The following is a 17,918-nucleotide window of genomic DNA, read 5'->3' on the forward strand; positions in this document are numbered from 1 at the left end:
ACAAAAATCATCGCCAACCGGATGCCCCTCGCCATGCGCCTCAACTACGCGTTGCCGCCGGCCTGATGAAGTAAAGATAGCGATAAGAATGTTAACCCGCCGTTACCGGGTTCTTCACAATGCCGCCATTCCATGTAAAACTGGATCCGCCGATTTCATCACCAAAAATAATTAAACCGGCCTGGTGTCAGGAGGGTCACTCCAGGAGCAGACCATTCCCCATCCTCTTTGGGCTTATTAATTTAAATGCTACCCCTTGGCGTAATCATGAATACTTCCAGCATTAAGGTTTTACTGGTTGAAGACGACGAACCCATGCGTATGGAGTTCGAGTCCATGGTGTTAAGCCATCCCCGCCTGACCCTGGCGGGAAGCGTCGCCACCCTGGGCGAGGCATGGGCGTTGCTGCGGCATACCGATCCCGATGTCGCCATCATCGATCTGGGCCTGCATGACGGCGACGGTATTGAACTGATCAAGTCGCTGCAGCAGCAGGCGGCGCGCACCGCGGTGCTGGTCGCCACCATCTTCGGCGACGAGGCCCATGTTATCCGCGCCATCGAGGCCGGTGCGCGCGGATATCTGCTCAAAGATACCGCCATTGATGAATTCGCCCGGGCGGTGGAGCTGGTGCACGCCGGCGGCGCCCCGCTATCGCCGCAGATCGCCCGCCATTTGCTTAAACGGTTCGAACCGGCGGAAAAATCCAGCGCCGCGGTGCGCCCGGATGGCCTGACGACGCGGGAAATCGATATCCTGCGGCATATTTCCCAGGGTTTTACCGTGGCGGAATCCGCACGCATGCTGAATATCTCGACGCATACCGTCGCCACCCATATCAAGAATATCTATAGCAAACTGGCCGTTCATAATCGCGTGGAGGCCATTATCCAGGCGCGGAACCAGGGCCTGATCTAATGCGCCCGCTCCTTCGGCGGCGCGGGCTGTGGGCCGGGCTGGCGCTGCTGCTAAGCCTGACCCCGCCTGCGGGTGCGTCTTCTTCCCCGGCCGGCGGCGCCGACGCGGCGCTGGCAACGCGGCTGTTGGATCGCGCGGAGTTTATCTACAGCCGCGATGCCACGCCGCCCGCACGGCATGGCGAGACGGTAGCATTACCGGATAACTGGCGTCTGCGCATACCGGCGTTTAGCGGCATTGCCTGGTATCGGCTGGATTTCCATCTTGACGCGCCGCCGGCGCAGCCGCTGGCCTTATACCTGCCGCATCTATCAGTGGCAGGGGAAGTCTGGCTTAACGGTTCGCTGCTTAACCCGGGCGTGCGTTTCAACGATGCCGCTGGCCGCCACGTTGAACCCATGAAGGAATCGCCATTATATATCGTGCTGCCGGCCGGGTTGTTCCGCAGCGGCGCCAATCAGCTGGCCGTCAGGCTGGAAGGGGACAGCGCGCTGCGCAGCGGGCTTTCCGCCATCCGCCTGGGGCCCGCGCTGGCGCTGCGTGACCTGTGGTTTGAGCGGTATCTTTTGCAGGTCATCGTCCCCTATGTCCTTCTGGTGCTGATTGCCGGTTCCCTGTGTTTCCTGGTGGCCTACACCTGGCGGCAAAAGCGCGTGTTCATCATCCAATTCGCCCTGCTGGCCTCGCTGGCCACGCTGCTCGCCTATCTCGCCGACCTGGCTATTCCCCTCGGGGCCCAGGAAGGGTTGCGGGTGATGATCACCACCATTATGTATTGGGCGCTGTGCGTGGCGGGTTATCGCCTCTGCGGCGCGCGGCTGCGCTGGTTCCCCCCATTGCTGCATGGCCTCACCCTGCTGACGGTTATCAGCGTCGTGGCGCTGATGCTGCTGGGCAAGGCGACGGATCGCGCCTGGCTGATAACCTGGCCCCACGTACTGCTGCGCCTGGTGCCCATCGCCCTGCTGCTGGCGCGGGGCTGGTCAACCCGTTCGGTAAAGCTTATCGCCCTGTCGCTGACCGCGCTGATATGGACGCTCAGCGTCGCCCAGTCTTATTTGATTATTATGGAATGGTTGCCTTGGGACAGTTTTCGCTGGAGTTTTGTCGGCGCGCTGCCGTTTTGTTTTGTCATGATCTATTTTTTTGCCGAGCGGTTTATCATCGATCGTGAAGGCAGCCAGATCGAAAAGCGCGCGGCAATTATCGCCGAACGCGCGCGCATCCTGCAGGACATGCACGACGGTATGGGAGCGCAGCTGATAACCGCGCTGCGCCTGGCGCGCCGCCGCGACACCGACCCGGAGGAACTGGCCCGCCATATCGAGGAGTCGTTACAGGACCTGCGTTTGATTATCGACTCGCTGGACCTGGCCGAGCATGATCTGCTGCCGCTGCTGGGCAACCTGCGCTTTCGGCTGCAGCCGCGCCTGAGGGCGCTGGGCATTGCCCTGGAATGGGATGTGGCGCCCATTCCCGCCCTAAACTACCTGACGCCGGCGTCGGCGCTGTCCATACTGCGAATTGTGCAGGAAGCCATTAATAACGCGCTGCAACATGCGCAGCCTTCCCGGATCCGCATCGAGGTCAAACCGATAGGCGATGAGGTCATGGTGCGGGTCGCCGACGACGGCCACGGCATGCTGCCCGATCTTATCCGGCCGGGTTCGCGCGGACTGGCGGGCATGCATGCGCGCGCCAGTAAGCTTGGCGTGCGCCTGAGGGTACAGGGTGGAGCGGGGGGTACCGAAGTGGCGTTATATCTGCCGTTTTTGGGCTAGCGTCTTTATTATAATCAGGAGAATACCGTAAACAGGGTATGCGCCCCCACCCTTGATTACGTACACTTTGCATCAGTAGGATGCTGGTTGCCGCACATTGCGCGGCAGGTTGTGGGCATGCTGCGTTTACTGCAGGTTATATCATTAGATACACAGCATAGTTAGATTACGTTAATATTGCACTAGGTGATAAAATGCAAATCATTTTACCTGTAATAGGTTTAATCTTGTTAATGGTTTTAATGGTATTTTCATTATTAATGCATCAAAAAAATAAAAGCAAAACAAGATTACCCAACAGATATACCGAAATCAAAGCCAGAAAACGGTTGCGCCTATTTCATTAAGAATAGGATTATCCTTACAAAGGCAAAAGCTATTCCACCCGGTGGCGACACGGGGTGGAATATTTTCTTTATTATTTCCCACCCCTTATTCTTTCATGGCTTCCTCCCCCAAGGTTCTATTGCCAAGCGCCCCCTACCGGCAGCGGGCCGTCGGGATAAAAACCGGCGCATCGCCGCCGGCGCGCGGGCAATGCATTGCAGGGTAGCGTTTACGCTTCAGTTTCCTTAAGATGAAGGTATCATCTGATGGCAAAAAGGATTGGCTCGCATTGAGGATCCCAGGGGTGACGCGATGACGGGCGATGGCACATTTTGCTGTACTTTTCTTATAGGGCTTAATTAATGGAAACGATTCTCAGGCACCTTCCGGTCAACCAACGCGTAGGTATCGCCTTCTCCGGGGGCCTGGATACCAGCGCCGCGCTGCTGTGGATGCGCCAGAAAGGGGCGGTCCCTTATGCCTACACCGCCAATCTGGGCCAGCCGGACGAGGACGATTACGACGCCATCCCGCGCAAGGCGCTGGCCTACGGCGCGGAAAAGGCCCGCCTTATCGATTGTCGCCGGCAACTGGTGGCGGAGGGCATCGCCGCGCTGCAGTGCGGCGCCTTTCACAACAGCACCGCCGGCGTCACCTACTTTAACACCACACCGCTGGGCCGCGCCGTCACCGGCACCATGCTGGTGGCCGCCATGAAGGAAGACGGGGTCAATATCTGGGGCGACGGCAGCACCTACAAAGGCAACGATATCGAGCGCTTCTATCGTTATGGTTTACTGACCAATGCCGAGCTGAAAATCTATAAACCCTGGCTGGACACCGACTTTATCGATGAGCTGGGCGGGCGCCATGAAATGTCGGAATTTATGGCCCAGGCCGGGTTCGATTATAAAATGTCGGCGGAAAAAGCCTACTCCACCGATTCCAACATCCTTGGCGCCACCCATGAAGCCAAGGAACTGGAGTTCCTGAATTCCAGCGTAAAAATCGTCAATCCGATCATGGGCGTCAAATTCTGGGACGAAAGCGTGCGGGTCACGGCGGAAGAAGTGACGCTGCGCTTTGAGCGCGGCCTGCCGGTGGCGATTAACGGCGTCGTCTTCAGCGATCAGGTCGAGCTGATGCTGGAGGCCAATCGGGTGGGCGGCCGCCACGGTCTGGGCATGAGCGACCAAATTGAAAACCGCATTATTGAAGCCAAGAGCCGCGGCATCTATGAGGCCCCCGGCATGGCGCTGCTGCATATCGCCTACGAACGCCTGGTGACCGGCATCCATAATGAGGATACCATCGCGCAATATCACGCCAACGGACGCCAGCTCGGCCGCCTGCTTTACCAGGGCCGCTGGTTCGATTCCCAGGCGCTGATGCTGCGCGACTCGTCGCAGCGCTGGATCGCCAGCGAGATCACCGGCGAAGTCACGCTGGAACTGCGCCGCGGCAACGATTATTCCATTCTTAATACCGTATCGGATAACCTGACTTATATGCCGGAGCGCCTGACCATGGAAAAAGGCGATTCCGTCTTCTCGCCGGAAGACCGTATCGGCCAGTTGACCATGCGCAACCTGGATATCGCCGATACCCGCGAAAAGCTGATCAACTATATGAGCACCGGCCTGCTGTCCGCCAGCGACAACAGCGGCCTGCCGCAGCTGCAGGATAAGACCGGCAAATAATAGTATGATATTTTCTGATAACCGGCGCTGTATTATCAGCGTGGGTTATCAGCCGCACCGCCTGCCACCGTTAATAATCCACGTCAAATATCGTTCATTTTGTATTTAATTTATTTACCCTAACAATATAGCTACAGTAAATTCGATTTCCATAAAACCCGATTTATTTTACTCCGCGTTATTTTTAGCGTATTAAAGGCATGGTTTATTACTTTGCAGAAATAGTTACCATGCTTATTGAAAATGAGAACGCTACAAATTACCTGCCAACGGATAATGCCCTTTCTTCCATCAATGGTAATAATGGGACTTCCTTAACCAACAAAATCACCGCTATCAATAACGGCGGCACCACTTCACTTAATAAAGAAATTCTCGATAGCACATCACATTCTGTGGATAATCCGGGGTCGAAGCACGCCGCGGTTTGGTCAAAGGCCATCGTGCAGCAAGGGCTGAATGAAGCGGCGCCCCTCCCCGGCCCTGACACGAGCAACGAAGAGGATGAATTTTGCATTTTTGACGTTCCGGCGCCAGGCGCGGGCGACACGTCTCCCGTTAAAGCACTCTGCCGCAATACCGAGCTGCCGGGTGGCCTTCAACCGCCAGAGTTTCGACAATCTTCGGGGAAAAATGCCATTTATAACATCCGTCTCGAAACCTATATCCAAGATACGCTGCTCACGGAGGTTAACCATCGCGGCAGACCGCCGTTTTGGTTAAGGCCGCTGGCCACCGTCGCCTCCTGGCTGGGGTTTCATGGCGTGGGTCAAACCAATTGCGTGTCATGCGCCACCGCGGTGGCTGACACGTTTAAAACGGGCACATTACACGGTGCCATACCCGATATGCGCGGCGGTAGCCTCAATACGTTTGAAACCTGCCAGGACGTCGCCATGACGCGATACGACTCGGTCGCGCAGTTAGCCGATAAACTCAAGAATTGCGGCGATATTAATGCGGTAGTGGCTTTGAGGAGACCGTCCTGGTACAAGCTGTTCAGCTCGGTGGACGGGCACGCCGTCAATATTGTCAAAGTCGGCGATACCCTCCATCTGATTGACGCGCAGAAAAAAATTCACATCCCCCTCGATGGCACCCTTGATCAGGGCACCAAATATCAGAAGCTCCTGCGGTTTATCGGCCCGATGTCGGCCGACGAGGGCGCTATTACCCTGGCCGATATCGGCTTCCCCCTATCCGCAAAACGGTAAGCCGCATCCTGGCGCCGGCCCGTTCTGGCGCTGATTCACTTGCAAGATGATAATTGATACGTATTATCAATTATCATCATTTTATTGCCGCGGCACCTATTATGGCTGTGAATCCTTCCCGTCCCGACCTGTCCACCGGCGACACGCCCCGGCCGGATATCCATACCGGCTGCTGTATCGTCGGCGGCGGGCCGGCCGGCCTGATGCTGGGCTACCTGCTGGCCAGGGCCGGCGTCGCCGTCACGGTGCTGGAAAAACATGTTGATTTCCTGCGCGATTTCCGCGGCGACACCATTCATCCTTCGACGCTTGAGATATTGCATCATCTCGGTCTGCTGACGGACTTCCTGGCGCTGCCGCACCAGCGGGTGGAGAAACTGCGCGGCGAATTCCACGGCGAGACCGTGACCCTGGCGGACTTTTCCCGCCTGCCGACCCGGTGTAAATTTATGGCGTTTATGCCGCAGTGGGAATTTCTTAATTTCCTGGCGCAGCGCGCCGAGGCCCTGCCGTGCTTTACGCTGCTGCGCGCCACCACGGCGCGGGAACTGCTTACTGCCGGCGGGCAAGTGCGCGGCGTGCTGGCGACCGGGCCGGACGGTATCACGCTGCGTATCCATGCCGCCCTGGTGGTGGGCGGCGACGGACGGCAATCCATGGTGCGCGCCGCCGCCGGCCTGCCGGTACGTGAATTCGGCGCGCCGCGCGACGTGATATGGCTGCGGCTGCCCAAGCAGGCCGACGACACGCAACAGGCCAGCGGCCACGGCGGCCCGAAAAATAATTTTATCATGCTCGATCGCGGCGACTACTGGCAGTGCGGCTATAGCATCGCCAAAGGCAGTTTTGACACCCTGCGCGGGGAAGGACTGGCGGCCCTGCTGCGGCGGGTGGCGGAGGTCGCGCCGTTCGGTTATGACCGCCTGGCCGGCGCCGTCGCCGACTGGTCGCAGCTTAAACTGCTGGTGATACGCATCGATCGTCTGCAGCGCTGGGCCGCGCCGGGGGTCTTGTGCATCGGCGATGCCGCCCATGCCATGTCGCCCATCGGCGGCGTCGGCGTTAATCTGGCCATCCAGGATGCCGTGGCGACGGCCAATCTTCTCAGCTTTCCGCTGTCGCGGGGCCGGGTCACCTTGCGTCAGTTAAATAAGGTGCAGCGGCGCAGGCGTTTTCCCACCTGGGCGTTACAATCGCTGCAAATTATGCTCACCGGCAAAAACAGCCGGCCGCGGGATCCCGCGCGCAAACCATCTGCCATCGGCGGCTGGATGCGGCGTCAGCCCTGGGTGCCGGCGATCGCCGGGCGCATTATCGGGCTGGGTTTTCGCCGCGAGCTCCCCCGGCCCTTGCCGTCGGCGACGCCCGGATCCCCCCGGTAGACACCGCCCGGCCGTTATCCGGTCATTAATTCCACAAGGAGACGATATTGATTTTGTCCGAATTCATTATTCCCGGCATGCTGATCCGCGATCGCCTGGTCACGGTGCCGCTGGACTGGGCGCATCCCGACGACGGCCGCACCATCAAGGTGTTCGCCCGTGAAGTAGTTGATCCGATGCAGCGCGACGCTGATTTACCCAGGCTGGCCTATATCCAGGGCGGCCCCGGCGGCAAAGGGCCGCGCCCGTCCGCCGGCGGGCCGGTATGGCTTGCGCAGGCGCTGAAAACCCACCGCGTGATCCTAATCGACCAGCGCGGCACCGGCCGCAGCACGCGGGTGGAAACCGCCACCCTGGCCGCGTTTGCGCATGCCGGCGCCGCCGCGGATTATCTCTGGCTGTTTCGCGCCGACAGTATCGTGCGCGACTACGAATACCTGCGCGATCGCGTATTCGGCGGCGGCCGCTGGGAAATCCTCGGACAAAGCTATGGCGGTTTTATCGCCTTAAGCTACCTCTCTATGGCGCCGCAAGGCCTGGCGGCCTGCTATATTACCGGCGGCCTGGCCGGGCTGGACGCCGATGCGGATGAAGTCTATCGCCGCACCTATCCCCGGGTCGCCGCAAAAAATGAGAAGTACTATCGGCGCTACCCGGATGATGGTGCGCGCATCGCCCGGCTGGCAGACGCTATCGCGGCGCAGGATATCCGCCTGCCGGATGGCGATCGCCTGAGCGTGCGCCGCCTGCAAACCCTGGGCAACGATTTCGGCCTGGCGCCGGGGTTTGAAAATATTCATTGGCTGGTGGAGGAAGCCTTCAGCGACGTGGAGGAAACGCGCTTATCCGACCATTTCCTCGCCGCGGTCATGGCGCTGACCTCCTATGACGGTAACCCGCTCTACGCCGTGCTGCAGGAAATTATCTACGGCCAAGGCGAACAGGCCAGCCGCTGGAGCGCGGAGCGCATCCGGGCGTCGTTTCCCGAATTTTCCCCGCAGCGCCGCCCGCTGCTGTTCACCGGTGAAATGATGTATCCCTGGATGTTCGAAGAGATCCGATCGCTGCGCCCCTTCCGCGAGGTGGCCGGGATACTGGCCGAACGCGGCGGCTATCCGCCCCTGTACGACCCGCTGCGGCTGGCGGCCAACGAGGTGCCGGTGGCCGCGGCTATCTATCACGACGATATGTTTGTCGATGCCGGGCTATCGCTGGATACCGCCGCCAGGGTCGGCAACCTGCAGGCCTGGGTGACCAATGAATACCAGCACGACGGCCTGCGCCAGTCGGCGTCGGTGCTGCGCCGGCTCATGGAGGATATCCGCCGGCGCGGCGGGGCCATCCGCTAAAGCGGACCGCTAGTCCTGGCCTGGTCGATACTGCAGGCAATAGACATTATGATCGACATAGCGATCGCCGATTTTTTCCGCCCGCACCTGGCAATAATCGAATTCAAACCCCAGCCGCTGGGCCAGCCGGTTGCTGGGACGATTCGCCACCCCGCAGCGGATGATAAAGGTGTCCAGCTTGCCCGTTTCGCCATACCAGGACATCAGCGCCGTGACCGCCCGCGACATCACACCCCTGCCTTCAAAGCGCGCGGCCAGCCAATACCCGATTTCCGCCTGTTTATCATTAATAGTGTTAAAGGAGAGGATGCCAGCGATATCCCCATCCCAGCGCACCACATACACGGCCGAACGGCCGGCGGCGAAATCGGCGCGGTTATGGCGGATATTGGCCAGGGTATCGCCGACGTTATTAATCAGCGGCGGCCAGGACAAATGGCGGCCCAGCCGTTGACGCTCGGCATGCACCAGATCAAAAAGGGCCTGCGCGTCGCTTTCTTGTTGTAACGCGAGCATGAGCGAGGGGGGACTGATAAGTTCACGGTAATCCAACATGCCGGTTCCTTATTATGACAAAAAGACGTTGAGCGTCTTGAGCCTGAAAGATTATATCGCCATGCCCGGCACCGGCGTCAACACCGGCCGGCCAGCGAAAAAGCGGGTTAAATTCTCCAGCACCCGTTCAAACATGGCGTCCAGCGCCTCCGGCGAGCGCGCGGCCACATGGGGCGTCAGGATAATATTGTCCAATGCCAGCAGCGCGGCGGGCACCTCCGGCTCACCCTCCAGTACATCCAGCGCGGCGCCGGCGATGGCGCGGCGGCGCAGGCACGCGATCAGCGCCCCGGTATCCACCACGCTGCCGCGGGACACATTGACCAAAAAACCGTCCGCACCCAGCGCCGTAAGCGCCTGGGCATTGATCAAATGCCGGGTCGCCGCGCCTCCCGGCGTGCATACCACCAGGAAATCCGCCCAGCGCGCCAGCGCGTCCAGACTGTCGCAATAGCGGTAATCGCTGTCGGCGCGCGGTGTGCGGCTATGGTAGGCCACGTCCATATCAAACCCCCTGGCGCAGCGTTGGGCGATTTTAAGGCCGATATTGCCCAGGCCCAAGATCCCCACGCGCCGCCCGGTCAACTGCGGCCGGGTTCGCCGCGCCTGCTGCCATTCCCCGCGATGGACCGCGCGATCGAGGTCGGGGATATTGCGCACTATCGCCGCCAGCAGCGCTACCGCGTGGTCGGCGACGGCGGTGTCGTTGGTGCCGGCGCCGTTGGTGACCATAATGCCGCGCCCGCGCGCGGCGTCCAGATCGATCTTTTCAAATCCCACCCCCTGACAGCAAATCAGCCGCAGGTTAGGCAACGCGGCGATATGCGCCGCACTCAGGCCGATGGAGCCGATAGTCAGAACGGCCTCCACCCTGGCGGGGTCTATGCTGCCCTCAGCCGGCAGGATCGGACTATGCTCGTTCTCGCGCAACGCGGGACACAGGCGGAAACCGGCCTGCTCGAAGGCGGGACGGAACGCGGCGGGGATATCGACATGCAGCAATAACGAAATAGGCATAGGTCACAGGAGAAAACGAAGCATATTTATAACCATACATGAGATAGTTGACGCATAAAAGTAGCCATGCTCTTAAATAGCGCCTGACGTCTTCAGGCCGATGCCGTTTCCTGAACGCACCTTTAGGGTGTACCGGCGCTTATTTCCCTGCCTGTGCTTTTTGCGCCTTGAACTGGGGATTCACCAGCATAAAACCGCCATCGATAATAAACGATTGTCCGGTGGTATAGGCGGCGCCTTCGGACCCCAGCCAGGCAACCATCGAGGCTATTTCATCGACATGGCCCGGGCGTCCCAAAGGGATGCCGGGCTCTTTGGCGGTCCAGGCATCCTCTTCGCGCATATCATTGATTGGCGTGGCTATCATGCCGGGCGCCACCGAGTTGACCAGTATGCCGTAGGGAGATAATTCCAGCGCCATGGATTTGGTCAGGCCGCCAAGCCCGTGCTTTGCCGCCGTATAGGCGACGGCCGCGGGCAATGGGGTATGTTCATGAACCGACGTGATATTGACTATCCGCCCGCCCTGCCCTTGTTTGACCATGTGTCTTGCGGCGCGCTGCGCGCAAAGAAAAGCGCCGTCCAGCACAATGGAGAACGTCGAGCGCCAATCTTCGTAGGACAAATCCAGAAATGGCGCACCGGCGCTGGCCCCGGCATTATTTACCAGCATATCAAGACGGCCGAAAGACCGGCTGAACTGGTCAATAACCTCCGCCGCGGCGGGCAACTGGGTCAGATCCAGCTGCAATACCTGGGCCTTGCGGCCAAGTTTTAACACTTCACCGGCGGTATCCTCAGCCCCACGCTGGTCTGAATGCCAGGTAATGCCGATATCAAAACCCTGTTTTGCCAAGGCGATGGCACAGGCTTTGCCGATCCCCGAGTCCGATGCCGTGACCACGGCGACGTTGCTTGCAGACTGAGTCATGGTGCTCTCCTCTGATAAACCGACGCGAATATCTTTATCGTTTCAGGACAATTGTCGGTTTCAAAAGTATAGCCTTTCAGCCGGAATCTTCCGGAACGCGGCGGGACGTCTGGGCGGAGGCTGGAGAGACATTTTTTTACCCTTTGGCTATCCTTAGAAAAACCTCAGAAAACGTACTACGTTATGTGCCCCTTTAATTACCAACAGGATTTTGCCAATACGGATTTCCGCCGCCATCCCGAACGGTATCAGGTAGGCCGCGGCGAGCAGGGCGTACTGCTGGTCGAGCCTTATAAAAGCGAGATTCTGCCGCACTGGCGTTTTAAAAACGCCGCTATCGCCAGAACATCGGCGGAAAAAATCCATGCTCTTTTCGAGCAATACCGCCGCCAGGATGATTTTGTCGGCATGGATATGGCGCGCAAATTTATCCAGATGGGCTATACCCGCGCCCGGCGTTACGCCAATCATCAGGGCGGCAAAAAATACGCCGCCGACGGTACCGTGCTGCCTTACATCGTTGACAGGCAAAAAGCCGATGCCGCCGCGGTATTTAAACACTATTGGGATCTGCTGCGCGCGGATGAGGATTACCAGCAACGCAAAAAACATCATCAGCGGTTGTACGGCTGACCGCGTGCCCAGCCCCCATTTGCCGCCTCGCTGATGATGTGCCACTTTGTCATCACTATAATTTTTATAATGGGTTTGTATTTTTGATGGTCAACTTGGGAGACACCGAATGGAGATGTTGAGGAACCTGAATTTTTTCCGCCTTATCACCTCCGGCGATTTTTGGCTGAACATCGCCATTATTATCGCCGCCACCCTGATCATCCACTGGATTATCTCGCGCACGATCCAACTGGTGGGTCGCCGGGTGAAGCAGTGTAGCACCGGGCGGCACAGCGCCTTGTACCAAATTGCGGTTGAGATGCTGGACAACACCAAGCGGTTGCTGATTCTATGCACCGCGTTTTTGATCAGCATGCGTTTTATCGAGCTGCCCGGCACATGGCACAGCGCCCTGGCGCACGGCTGGTTCCTGGTATTCGCCATCCAGATTGCCCTGTGGCTGGACAGCGCCGCCCACGTCTGGTCGCAAAAGGTGGTCAATCAGCCCGGCGCGGTGCGCAATACCGTGACCATGGTGATCCTGGGGGTAATGATTCGTTTGTTGATATGGGCGCTGATGCTGCTGTCCATCCTCGGCAATGTGGGCGTCAATATCACCGCGCTGGTGGCAAGCCTCGGCGTCGGCGGCATCGCCATTGCGCTGGCGATCCAGACCGTGCTGAGCGATGTGTTCGCCTCGCTGGCCATCGGTTTTGACAAGCCCTTTGTTATTGGCGACTTCGTGGTGTTCAATGATATCGCCGGCACCATCGAGCATATCGGGCTGAAAACCACCCGTATCCGCAGCCTGAGCGGCGAACAGATTGTCTGCGCCAACGCCATACTGCTGCAGCAGACCATCCATAACTATAAGCGCATGCAGACACGCCGCATCGTGTTCACCTTCGGCCTGGCCTATTCCACGCCCCCGGATAAGCTGCGCCTGGTGGGGCCGATGATTAAACGCATTATCGAAGAGATTGAGGAAACCCGTTTTGACCGCGCGCATTTCCTGTCATTCGATAATTTCCGCCTGACCTATGAAGTGGTGCATATCGTCGCCAGCGCCGATTATAATAAATACATGGATATCCAGCAGGAAATCAATATTCGCCTGATGGAGGAACTGGCAAAAATGGATATCAAGCTGGCGATACCCACGCAAAATATTTTATTTACCGAAAGGGAATTCCCGCAGATAAAGGTACTGGAGCCAGGATCGCAGGAAAAGACGGCGGCGCCGCAGTAAATCACGCCGGGATATAAAAGACAGGAAGCGTGTTGATAATGCCGGCCGGGGACAGCCACGCTGCCGCGGGTCTACCGGCCGGGATCACCGGCGCGTATCCCCGCGCAGGCGCGGGGCGCGTCGTCACGAAATATTCAGCGATACAATTCGGCATCGCCCGACCACGTGCTGGAATCACCCGGGTTATCCACGCCGATAATACGGTAGTAAGGGGCATTTTCCTCCCTGGCCTTTTGCCGCAGCGCGTGCACCGCGTCGTCGGTGGAGCCGGCCAGCCCGGACACTGACACCGTGCCGATGCTTTGATGCCCGGCCGCCTGCTGCTGGTTGATTTCCTGCGTCGCCTGACTGGAAAAAGAGATACCGGCGACGATGGCGGTAAATAGATAGGGTAATAGTTTCATAATCAGGTCCTCAGTGAGACGGGATCATCGACCCCCGCGCCGTTTTCTGGTGCCGGCGCGGTGCGATCATCGAGGCTTGGTAATAACAGCGTTACACCAGAACGGAACGGTATAGCGATAAAAGTAAGAGTAGGCCAGGACGGCGTCCACTGATATCGGGTGAATGTAACTTAATTTAACGGTGGCCATATATTAACAAAGTTTATACGTCTCCTTTTCCCCTTTAATTTACACCCAAGCGGGCCTCTCCTTTTTTTACTATTGAAAATCATCATATTTTAAATTTATGCCCATTCTCACCGAGAAGGGTTCATGCCAGCGTTATACAGCGTTGACAAATATTTACCTTAATAAGATACATTGGCTCACAGATGGTTTGAATATTACAATGGTATTTATAATCGGCATTATATTAATGACAAGGCCGTGTCCCATTTCCCGCCGAGAACGCCCCTGACCGCCGCAAGCGGTTTGGTAACAAATTTCAACATATTCCTTTATTGATGAACCCGCCGGTAAATCCGATACTTAGCCTGTATCCGCATAAAATTGACGGGTGTGCAATATCAATGTTTAAGGAGATAACATGGATACCGAATTATTGCTGCGTATCGCCCTGGCCGGCGGGTTAGGCGCATTGATCGGGGTGGAACGCCAGCTTCGGGCCAAGGAGGCGGGGTTGCGTACCCATATCCTGGTATGTATCGGCAGCGCGATGTTTATGATTGTCTCCAAATACGGTTTTGCCGACCTTCTGGCGGACAGCCATAATATCACCCTCGACCCTAGCCGGATCTCCGCCCAGGTGGTGAGCGGCATCGGATTTCTCGGCGCCGGCACCATTATGCTCAATAAGCAGTTCGTCCGCGGCCTGACCACGGCGGCCGGGCTATGGGTCACCGCCGCCATCGGACTGATTGTCGGCAGCGGCATGTACGCCATCGGCATTTTCGGCACCCTGATGACGCTGTTGGTGCTCGAGGGCATTCGCCAATTAAGCAACCGGCTTATCGGGCGGCGCTATATGATCATGCTGTCGCTGTCCCCCGCCAGCATTGAACTCGCCATGCAGGCCTTGAGAAAACTGCATATCCGTGTGGTGCGGTCGTCGGTAGTACGTAACGAGAACGACGCCAAAGACTGCAAAATGACGCTGGAAGTCATGATGCGCACCCGCTATAAACCGGTGGAAGTCTATCGCCAGTTGCTGGGCGTTGAGGGGATGCATAAGATTGACATTCGCTAGCCCCGCCAAAGCTAACCGCATTCTGGCCGTTTTGCAGTATAATGCCGCCAATCCCCTCCACCCCACACTTATGGCGAGCTTTTTATCAAAAATAATAGCCTTTCCCGATTCAGTCCGCGCCGTCCTCCCGCCCCGATGCGGGGGCCAAGGCGCGTCATTTTATTCAACAAACCTTACGACGTCCTGCCGCAGTTTACCGACGACGCCGGACGCCTGACGCTGAAACACTATATCCCGGTACCGGATATCTACGCCGCCGGGCGCCTGGATCGCGACAGCGAAGGACTGATGATCCTGACCAACGACGCCAAATTAAAGACCCGGCTGACGCAGCCGGCGGAAAAAACGGCTAAGATTTATTACGTGCAGGTGGAGGGCGAGCCGGAAGACGCCGCGTTAAAACTTTTGCGTACCGGCGTCACCTTAAGCGATGGCCCCACGCTGCCCGCCGGCGCGCAGCGCGTGAAGGAGCCGGCCTGGCTCTGGGCGCGCACGCCGCCTATCCGCGAGCGCAAGGCCATCCCTACCTGCTGGCTTAAAATCACTTTATATGAAGGCCGTAACCGTCAGGTCCGGCGCATGACCGCCCATATCGGCCACCCTACCCTGCGGCTTATCCGCTATCAAATGGCGGATCAGACCCTGGCGGACCTGGCGCCGGGCGAATGGCGCGAAGTGCAGTTGTAAGCAAAAGTACCATCACGGATGCCCGACCAGGGCATCCCGCAATCCGCAAGCGTTAAGGAGCGCGCATGTTCAAGCCGCATGTCACCGTTGCCTGTGTAGTCCAGGCGGAAAATCATTTCCTTATCGTCGAGGAAACCATTCATGGCAATCCCCGCTGGAACCAGCCGGCGGGCCATCTGGAGGCGGACGAAACCATCATCCAGGCCGCGCGGCGCGAATTGTACGAGGAAGCGGGCATCCACGCCCAGCCCCAGGCCCTGCTGCGCATCCATCAATGGATCGCGCCCGATAAGACACCGTTTCTGCGCTTTTTATTCGCCATTGATTTACCAGAGCGCATGACCGCCATTCCCCAAGACGACGATATCGATCGTTGCCTGTGGCTGCCGGCGGATGAAATCCTGGCCTCGGATTTGCTGCGCTCGCCGCTGGTGGCGCAAAGCATCCTGTGCTATCAACAGGATAAACGCTATCCGCTGGAGATGCTCGCCGCGTTTCAATGGCCCTTCGCGCTCTAACGCTCTTTCCGTCACCCCGGCGCGGTGGCGCGCGGGGTGCCTGGCGTGGTAAAATCCGCCCCCTCGTATCATCAGCGCGCAATGTGACATCAAGGCGCGCGCGCCCGTTTGTGAGAATCCCATGTCAGAAAACAGTCAGCTTAAAGTGATCGTCGGTATGTCCGGCGGTGTTGATTCCTCCGTTTCCGCCTACCTGTTGCAACAGCAGGGTTATCAGGTGGAGGGACTGTTTATGAAAAACTGGGAGGAGGACGACAATGAGGAATACTGCACCGCGGCAAGCGATCTGGCCGATGCGCAGGCGGTCTGCGATAAATTGTCCATTCCCCTGCACACGGTGAACTTCGCCGCCGAATACTGGGATAACGTGTTTGAACTGTTCCTGGCCGAATATAAGGCCGGGCGCACGCCCAATCCCGATGTGCTGTGCAATAAAGAAATTAAGTTCAAAGCCTTCCTGGAGTTCGCCGCCGAGGACCTGGGCGCTGATTTCATCGCCACCGGCCACTATGTGCGCCGCCGGGATGAGGCGGGTAAAAGCCAGCTGCTGCGCGGTCTCGACGACAATAAAGACCAGAGTTATTTTTTATATACCCTCGGCCACAGCCAACTGGCGCAGTGCCTGTTCCCGGTGGGCGAACTGGCCAAGCCGGAGGTCAGGCGCATCGCCGCGGAGCTGGGACTTATCACCGCGGCCAAGAAAGATTCCACCGGCATCTGCTTTATCGGCGAGCGCCGGTTCCGCGAATTTCTCGGCCGCTACCTGCCGGCCCAGCCCGGCCCGATCCTGACGGTGGACGGACAGCGGGTCGGCGAGCACCAGGGGCTGATGTACCACACCCTGGGCCAGCGTAAGGGGCTGGGCATCGGCGGCACCCGTGACGGCAATGACGAGCCCTGGTATGTGGTGGACAAGCTGATGGATGATAACATCCTGGTGGTGGCCCAAGGCCATGAGCATCCGCGGCTGATGTCGGTGGGCCTGGTCGCCGGGCAACTGAACTGGGTGGACAGGCGGCCCCTGGCCGGTCCCCTGCGCTGCGTGGTGAAAACCCGCTACCGCCAGCAGGATGTGCCCTGCCTGGTCGAGCCGCTGGCGGACGGGCGGATCAACGTGCTGTTCGACGCGCCGGTGGCCGCGGTCACGCCCGGACAGTCGGCGGTGTTCTATCTGGGTGAACTGTGCCTGGGCGGCGGCGTTATCGAGGCCCGGTTGCCGCTGCAGGAGTGATCCTGATCTGGGTTTACCACGCGATTTGTGGCATGATCGGCGGCAAAGACACGACAACCATTTTATCGCCGGGATAAGTCCGGCCGGCGGCTGAATGCCCCCATGCGTGATTAAACGCCGCCGCATCATCAGGGAAGTGTACAGGAGTAACCTTGGCTAAGAATTATTATGATATTACGCTGGCATTGGCCGGGATCTGCCAAAGCGCGTTATTAGTCCGGCAATTGGCCAATAAGGGCGTGTGCGACGACGACGCGCTCGAAGTCTCGCTGCGCAGCCTGCTTGATCTTAACCCGCCCACGACGCTTAGGGTATACGGCGACCGGCCGGCGAATCTCAAGCCCGGGCTGGAAGCCATGGCGGGCATGCTTAACGCCTCGCGCGAAGGCGTGGGAGCGGAGATAACGCGTTATACCCTGAGCCTGATGGTGCTGGAGCGTAAACTGCATGCCAATAAAGGCGCCCTGGACGAACTGGCGAAGCGCATCGGCCAGCTTGACCGCCAGCTGTCTCATTTCGAATTAATGTCAGAGACCCTGATAAGCGCCATGGCGTCAATTTATGTCGACGTCATCAGCCCGCTGGGTCCACGTATCCAGGTGACCGGCGCCCCGGCCATGCTGCAGAACCTGCAGGTACAGGCCAAGGTGCGCGCAGCGTTACTGGCCGGCATTCGTTCCGCCGTGCTGTGGCAACAGGTGGGCGGCGGCCGTTTGCAACTGATGTTCGCCCGCAATCGCCTGTTTGAACAGGCCCGGCAAATCCTTGCACAATGTTGAAATCTTATCCCAGGA

General features: G+C 58.5%; 17 protein-coding genes. 13 read left to right on the top strand and 4 right to left on the bottom strand.

Annotated features, from left to right (window positions below):
• Nucleotides 1-267 precede the first annotated feature (267 nt).
• From ACL2XM_RS13110 to ACL2XM_RS13135, 6 genes are all read left to right on the top strand, one after another.
• Nucleotides 268-918 (top strand): response regulator, encoded by a 651-nt coding sequence (locus ACL2XM_RS13110; protein WP_413722447.1) that lies wholly within the window; start codon nt 268-270, stop codon nt 916-918.
• Nucleotides 918-2,699 carry a sensor histidine kinase gene (locus ACL2XM_RS13115; RefSeq protein ID WP_413733125.1) on the top strand — a complete coding sequence of 594 codons (1,782 nt, stop codon included), beginning with the start codon at nt 918-920 and terminating at the stop codon, nt 2,697-2,699. The genes ACL2XM_RS13110 and ACL2XM_RS13115 overlap by 1 nt, the downstream gene beginning before the upstream one ends.
• 689 nt (nt 2,700-3,388) lie before the next feature.
• Nucleotides 3,389-4,726, top strand: a complete 1,338-nt coding sequence (argG, locus tag ACL2XM_RS13120) for an argininosuccinate synthase (protein WP_410015716.1) — start codon at nt 3,389-3,391, stop codon at nt 4,724-4,726.
• 230 nt (nt 4,727-4,956) lie between these two features.
• A complete protein-coding gene (locus tag ACL2XM_RS13125; protein WP_413733126.1) occupies nt 4,957-5,940 on the top strand; it encodes a toxin glutamine deamidase domain-containing protein in 984 nt (327 codons plus the stop codon).
• Nucleotides 5,941-6,041: 101 nt separating this feature from the next.
• The gene (locus tag ACL2XM_RS13130) at nt 6,042-7,322 is read left to right on the top strand and encodes an FAD-dependent oxidoreductase (protein ID WP_413733128.1); all 1,281 of its coding nucleotides are present in this window, start codon (nt 6,042-6,044) and stop codon (nt 7,320-7,322) included.
• A gap of 47 nt (nt 7,323-7,369) precedes the next feature.
• A complete protein-coding gene (locus ACL2XM_RS13135) occupies nt 7,370-8,671 on the top strand; it encodes an alpha/beta fold hydrolase (RefSeq protein WP_413733129.1) in 1,302 nt (433 codons plus the stop codon).
• A 9-nt stretch (nt 8,672-8,680) separates the two neighbouring features.
• Here ACL2XM_RS13135 and ACL2XM_RS13140 read toward each other — a convergent pair whose 3' ends face one another.
• The 3 genes from ACL2XM_RS13140 to ACL2XM_RS13150 form a co-directional block, all read right to left on the bottom strand.
• Nucleotides 8,681-9,226, bottom strand: coding sequence for a GNAT family N-acetyltransferase (locus ACL2XM_RS13140; protein ID WP_413733130.1), 546 nt, complete (start codon nt 9,224-9,226; stop codon nt 8,681-8,683).
• Nucleotides 9,227-9,277: 51 nt separating this feature from the next.
• Nucleotides 9,278-10,243 (bottom strand): 2-hydroxyacid dehydrogenase, encoded by a 966-nt coding sequence (locus ACL2XM_RS13145; protein ID WP_413733131.1) that lies wholly within the window; start codon nt 10,241-10,243, stop codon nt 9,278-9,280.
• A 139-nt stretch (nt 10,244-10,382) separates the two neighbouring features.
• Nucleotides 10,383-11,174 carry an SDR family oxidoreductase gene (locus ACL2XM_RS13150; RefSeq protein ID WP_413728665.1) on the bottom strand — a complete coding sequence of 264 codons (792 nt, stop codon included), beginning with the start codon at nt 11,172-11,174 and terminating at the stop codon, nt 10,383-10,385.
• A gap of 183 nt (nt 11,175-11,357) precedes the next feature.
• Between ACL2XM_RS13150 and ACL2XM_RS13155 the strand changes: the two genes are divergently transcribed.
• Nucleotides 11,358-11,807 (top strand): DUF4385 domain-containing protein, encoded by a 450-nt coding sequence (locus ACL2XM_RS13155; protein ID WP_410015723.1) that lies wholly within the window; start codon nt 11,358-11,360, stop codon nt 11,805-11,807.
• Between the two features lie 109 nt (nt 11,808-11,916).
• Nucleotides 11,917-13,038 carry a mechanosensitive ion channel family protein gene (locus tag ACL2XM_RS13160; protein WP_413733132.1) on the top strand — a complete coding sequence of 374 codons (1,122 nt, stop codon included), beginning with the start codon at nt 11,917-11,919 and terminating at the stop codon, nt 13,036-13,038.
• 134 nt (nt 13,039-13,172) lie between these two features.
• On the opposite strand, the gene ACL2XM_RS13165 is transcribed toward ACL2XM_RS13160, so the two are convergent.
• Nucleotides 13,173-13,442 (bottom strand): DUF1471 domain-containing protein, encoded by a 270-nt coding sequence (locus tag ACL2XM_RS13165; protein WP_413733134.1) that lies wholly within the window; start codon nt 13,440-13,442, stop codon nt 13,173-13,175.
• A 586-nt stretch (nt 13,443-14,028) separates the two neighbouring features.
• Between ACL2XM_RS13165 and ACL2XM_RS13170 the strand changes: the two genes are divergently transcribed.
• The 5 genes from ACL2XM_RS13170 to hflD all read left to right on the top strand — a co-directional run bounded on the left by ACL2XM_RS13170 (nt 14,029) and on the right by hflD (nt 17,903).
• Nucleotides 14,029-14,688, top strand: coding sequence for an MgtC/SapB family protein (locus ACL2XM_RS13170; RefSeq protein WP_410015726.1), 660 nt, complete (start codon nt 14,029-14,031; stop codon nt 14,686-14,688).
• An 84-nt stretch (nt 14,689-14,772) separates the two neighbouring features.
• Nucleotides 14,773-15,375, top strand: a complete 603-nt coding sequence (gene rluE / locus ACL2XM_RS13175) for a 23S rRNA pseudouridine(2457) synthase RluE (RefSeq protein ID WP_410016579.1) — start codon at nt 14,773-14,775, stop codon at nt 15,373-15,375.
• Between the two features lie 65 nt (nt 15,376-15,440).
• Nucleotides 15,441-15,893 carry an NUDIX domain-containing protein gene (locus ACL2XM_RS13180; RefSeq protein ID WP_410015727.1) on the top strand — a complete coding sequence of 151 codons (453 nt, stop codon included), beginning with the start codon at nt 15,441-15,443 and terminating at the stop codon, nt 15,891-15,893.
• A gap of 121 nt (nt 15,894-16,014) precedes the next feature.
• Nucleotides 16,015-17,124, top strand: coding sequence for a tRNA 2-thiouridine(34) synthase MnmA (gene mnmA / locus ACL2XM_RS13185; protein ID WP_410015728.1), 1,110 nt, complete (start codon nt 16,015-16,017; stop codon nt 17,122-17,124).
• A 152-nt stretch (nt 17,125-17,276) separates the two neighbouring features.
• The gene (gene hflD, locus ACL2XM_RS13190; protein ID WP_410015729.1) at nt 17,277-17,903 is read left to right on the top strand and encodes a high frequency lysogenization protein HflD; all 627 of its coding nucleotides are present in this window, start codon (nt 17,277-17,279) and stop codon (nt 17,901-17,903) included.
• The last annotated feature ends 15 nt before the right edge of the window (nt 17,904-17,918 follow it).

Source organism: Sodalis sp. RH20 (genome assembly GCF_047324205.1).
Lineage (GTDB): Bacteria > Pseudomonadota > Gammaproteobacteria > Enterobacterales > Enterobacteriaceae > Acerihabitans.

Excerpts from the sequence above, each read along its gene's own strand:
- ACL2XM_RS13110 (WP_413722447.1), top strand. The coding sequence starts at position 268 with ATGAATACTTCCAGCATTAAGGTTTTACTGGTTGAAGACGACGAACCC.
- ACL2XM_RS13115 (WP_413733125.1), top strand. The coding sequence starts at position 918 with ATGCGCCCGCTCCTTCGGCGGCGCGGGCTGTGGGCCGGGCTGGCGCTG.
- argG (WP_410015716.1), top strand. The coding sequence starts at position 3,389 with ATGGAAACGATTCTCAGGCACCTTCCGGTCAACCAACGCGTAGGTATC.
- ACL2XM_RS13125 (WP_413733126.1), top strand. The coding sequence starts at position 4,957 with ATGCTTATTGAAAATGAGAACGCTACAAATTACCTGCCAACGGATAAT.
- ACL2XM_RS13130 (WP_413733128.1), top strand. The coding sequence starts at position 6,042 with ATGGCTGTGAATCCTTCCCGTCCCGACCTGTCCACCGGCGACACGCCC.
- ACL2XM_RS13140 (WP_413733130.1), bottom strand. The coding sequence starts at position 9,226 with ATGTTGGATTACCGTGAACTTATCAGTCCCCCCTCGCTCATGCTCGCG.
- ACL2XM_RS13145 (WP_413733131.1), bottom strand. The coding sequence starts at position 10,243 with ATGCCTATTTCGTTATTGCTGCATGTCGATATCCCCGCCGCGTTCCGT.
- ACL2XM_RS13150 (WP_413728665.1), bottom strand. The coding sequence starts at position 11,174 with ATGACTCAGTCTGCAAGCAACGTCGCCGTGGTCACGGCATCGGACTCG.
- ACL2XM_RS13155 (WP_410015723.1), top strand. The coding sequence starts at position 11,358 with ATGTGCCCCTTTAATTACCAACAGGATTTTGCCAATACGGATTTCCGC.
- ACL2XM_RS13160 (WP_413733132.1), top strand. The coding sequence starts at position 11,917 with ATGGAGATGTTGAGGAACCTGAATTTTTTCCGCCTTATCACCTCCGGC.
- ACL2XM_RS13165 (WP_413733134.1), bottom strand. The coding sequence starts at position 13,442 with ATGAAACTATTACCCTATCTATTTACCGCCATCGTCGCCGGTATCTCT.
- ACL2XM_RS13170 (WP_410015726.1), top strand. The coding sequence starts at position 14,029 with ATGGATACCGAATTATTGCTGCGTATCGCCCTGGCCGGCGGGTTAGGC.
- ACL2XM_RS13180 (WP_410015727.1), top strand. The coding sequence starts at position 15,441 with ATGTTCAAGCCGCATGTCACCGTTGCCTGTGTAGTCCAGGCGGAAAAT.
- mnmA (WP_410015728.1), top strand. The coding sequence starts at position 16,015 with ATGTCAGAAAACAGTCAGCTTAAAGTGATCGTCGGTATGTCCGGCGGT.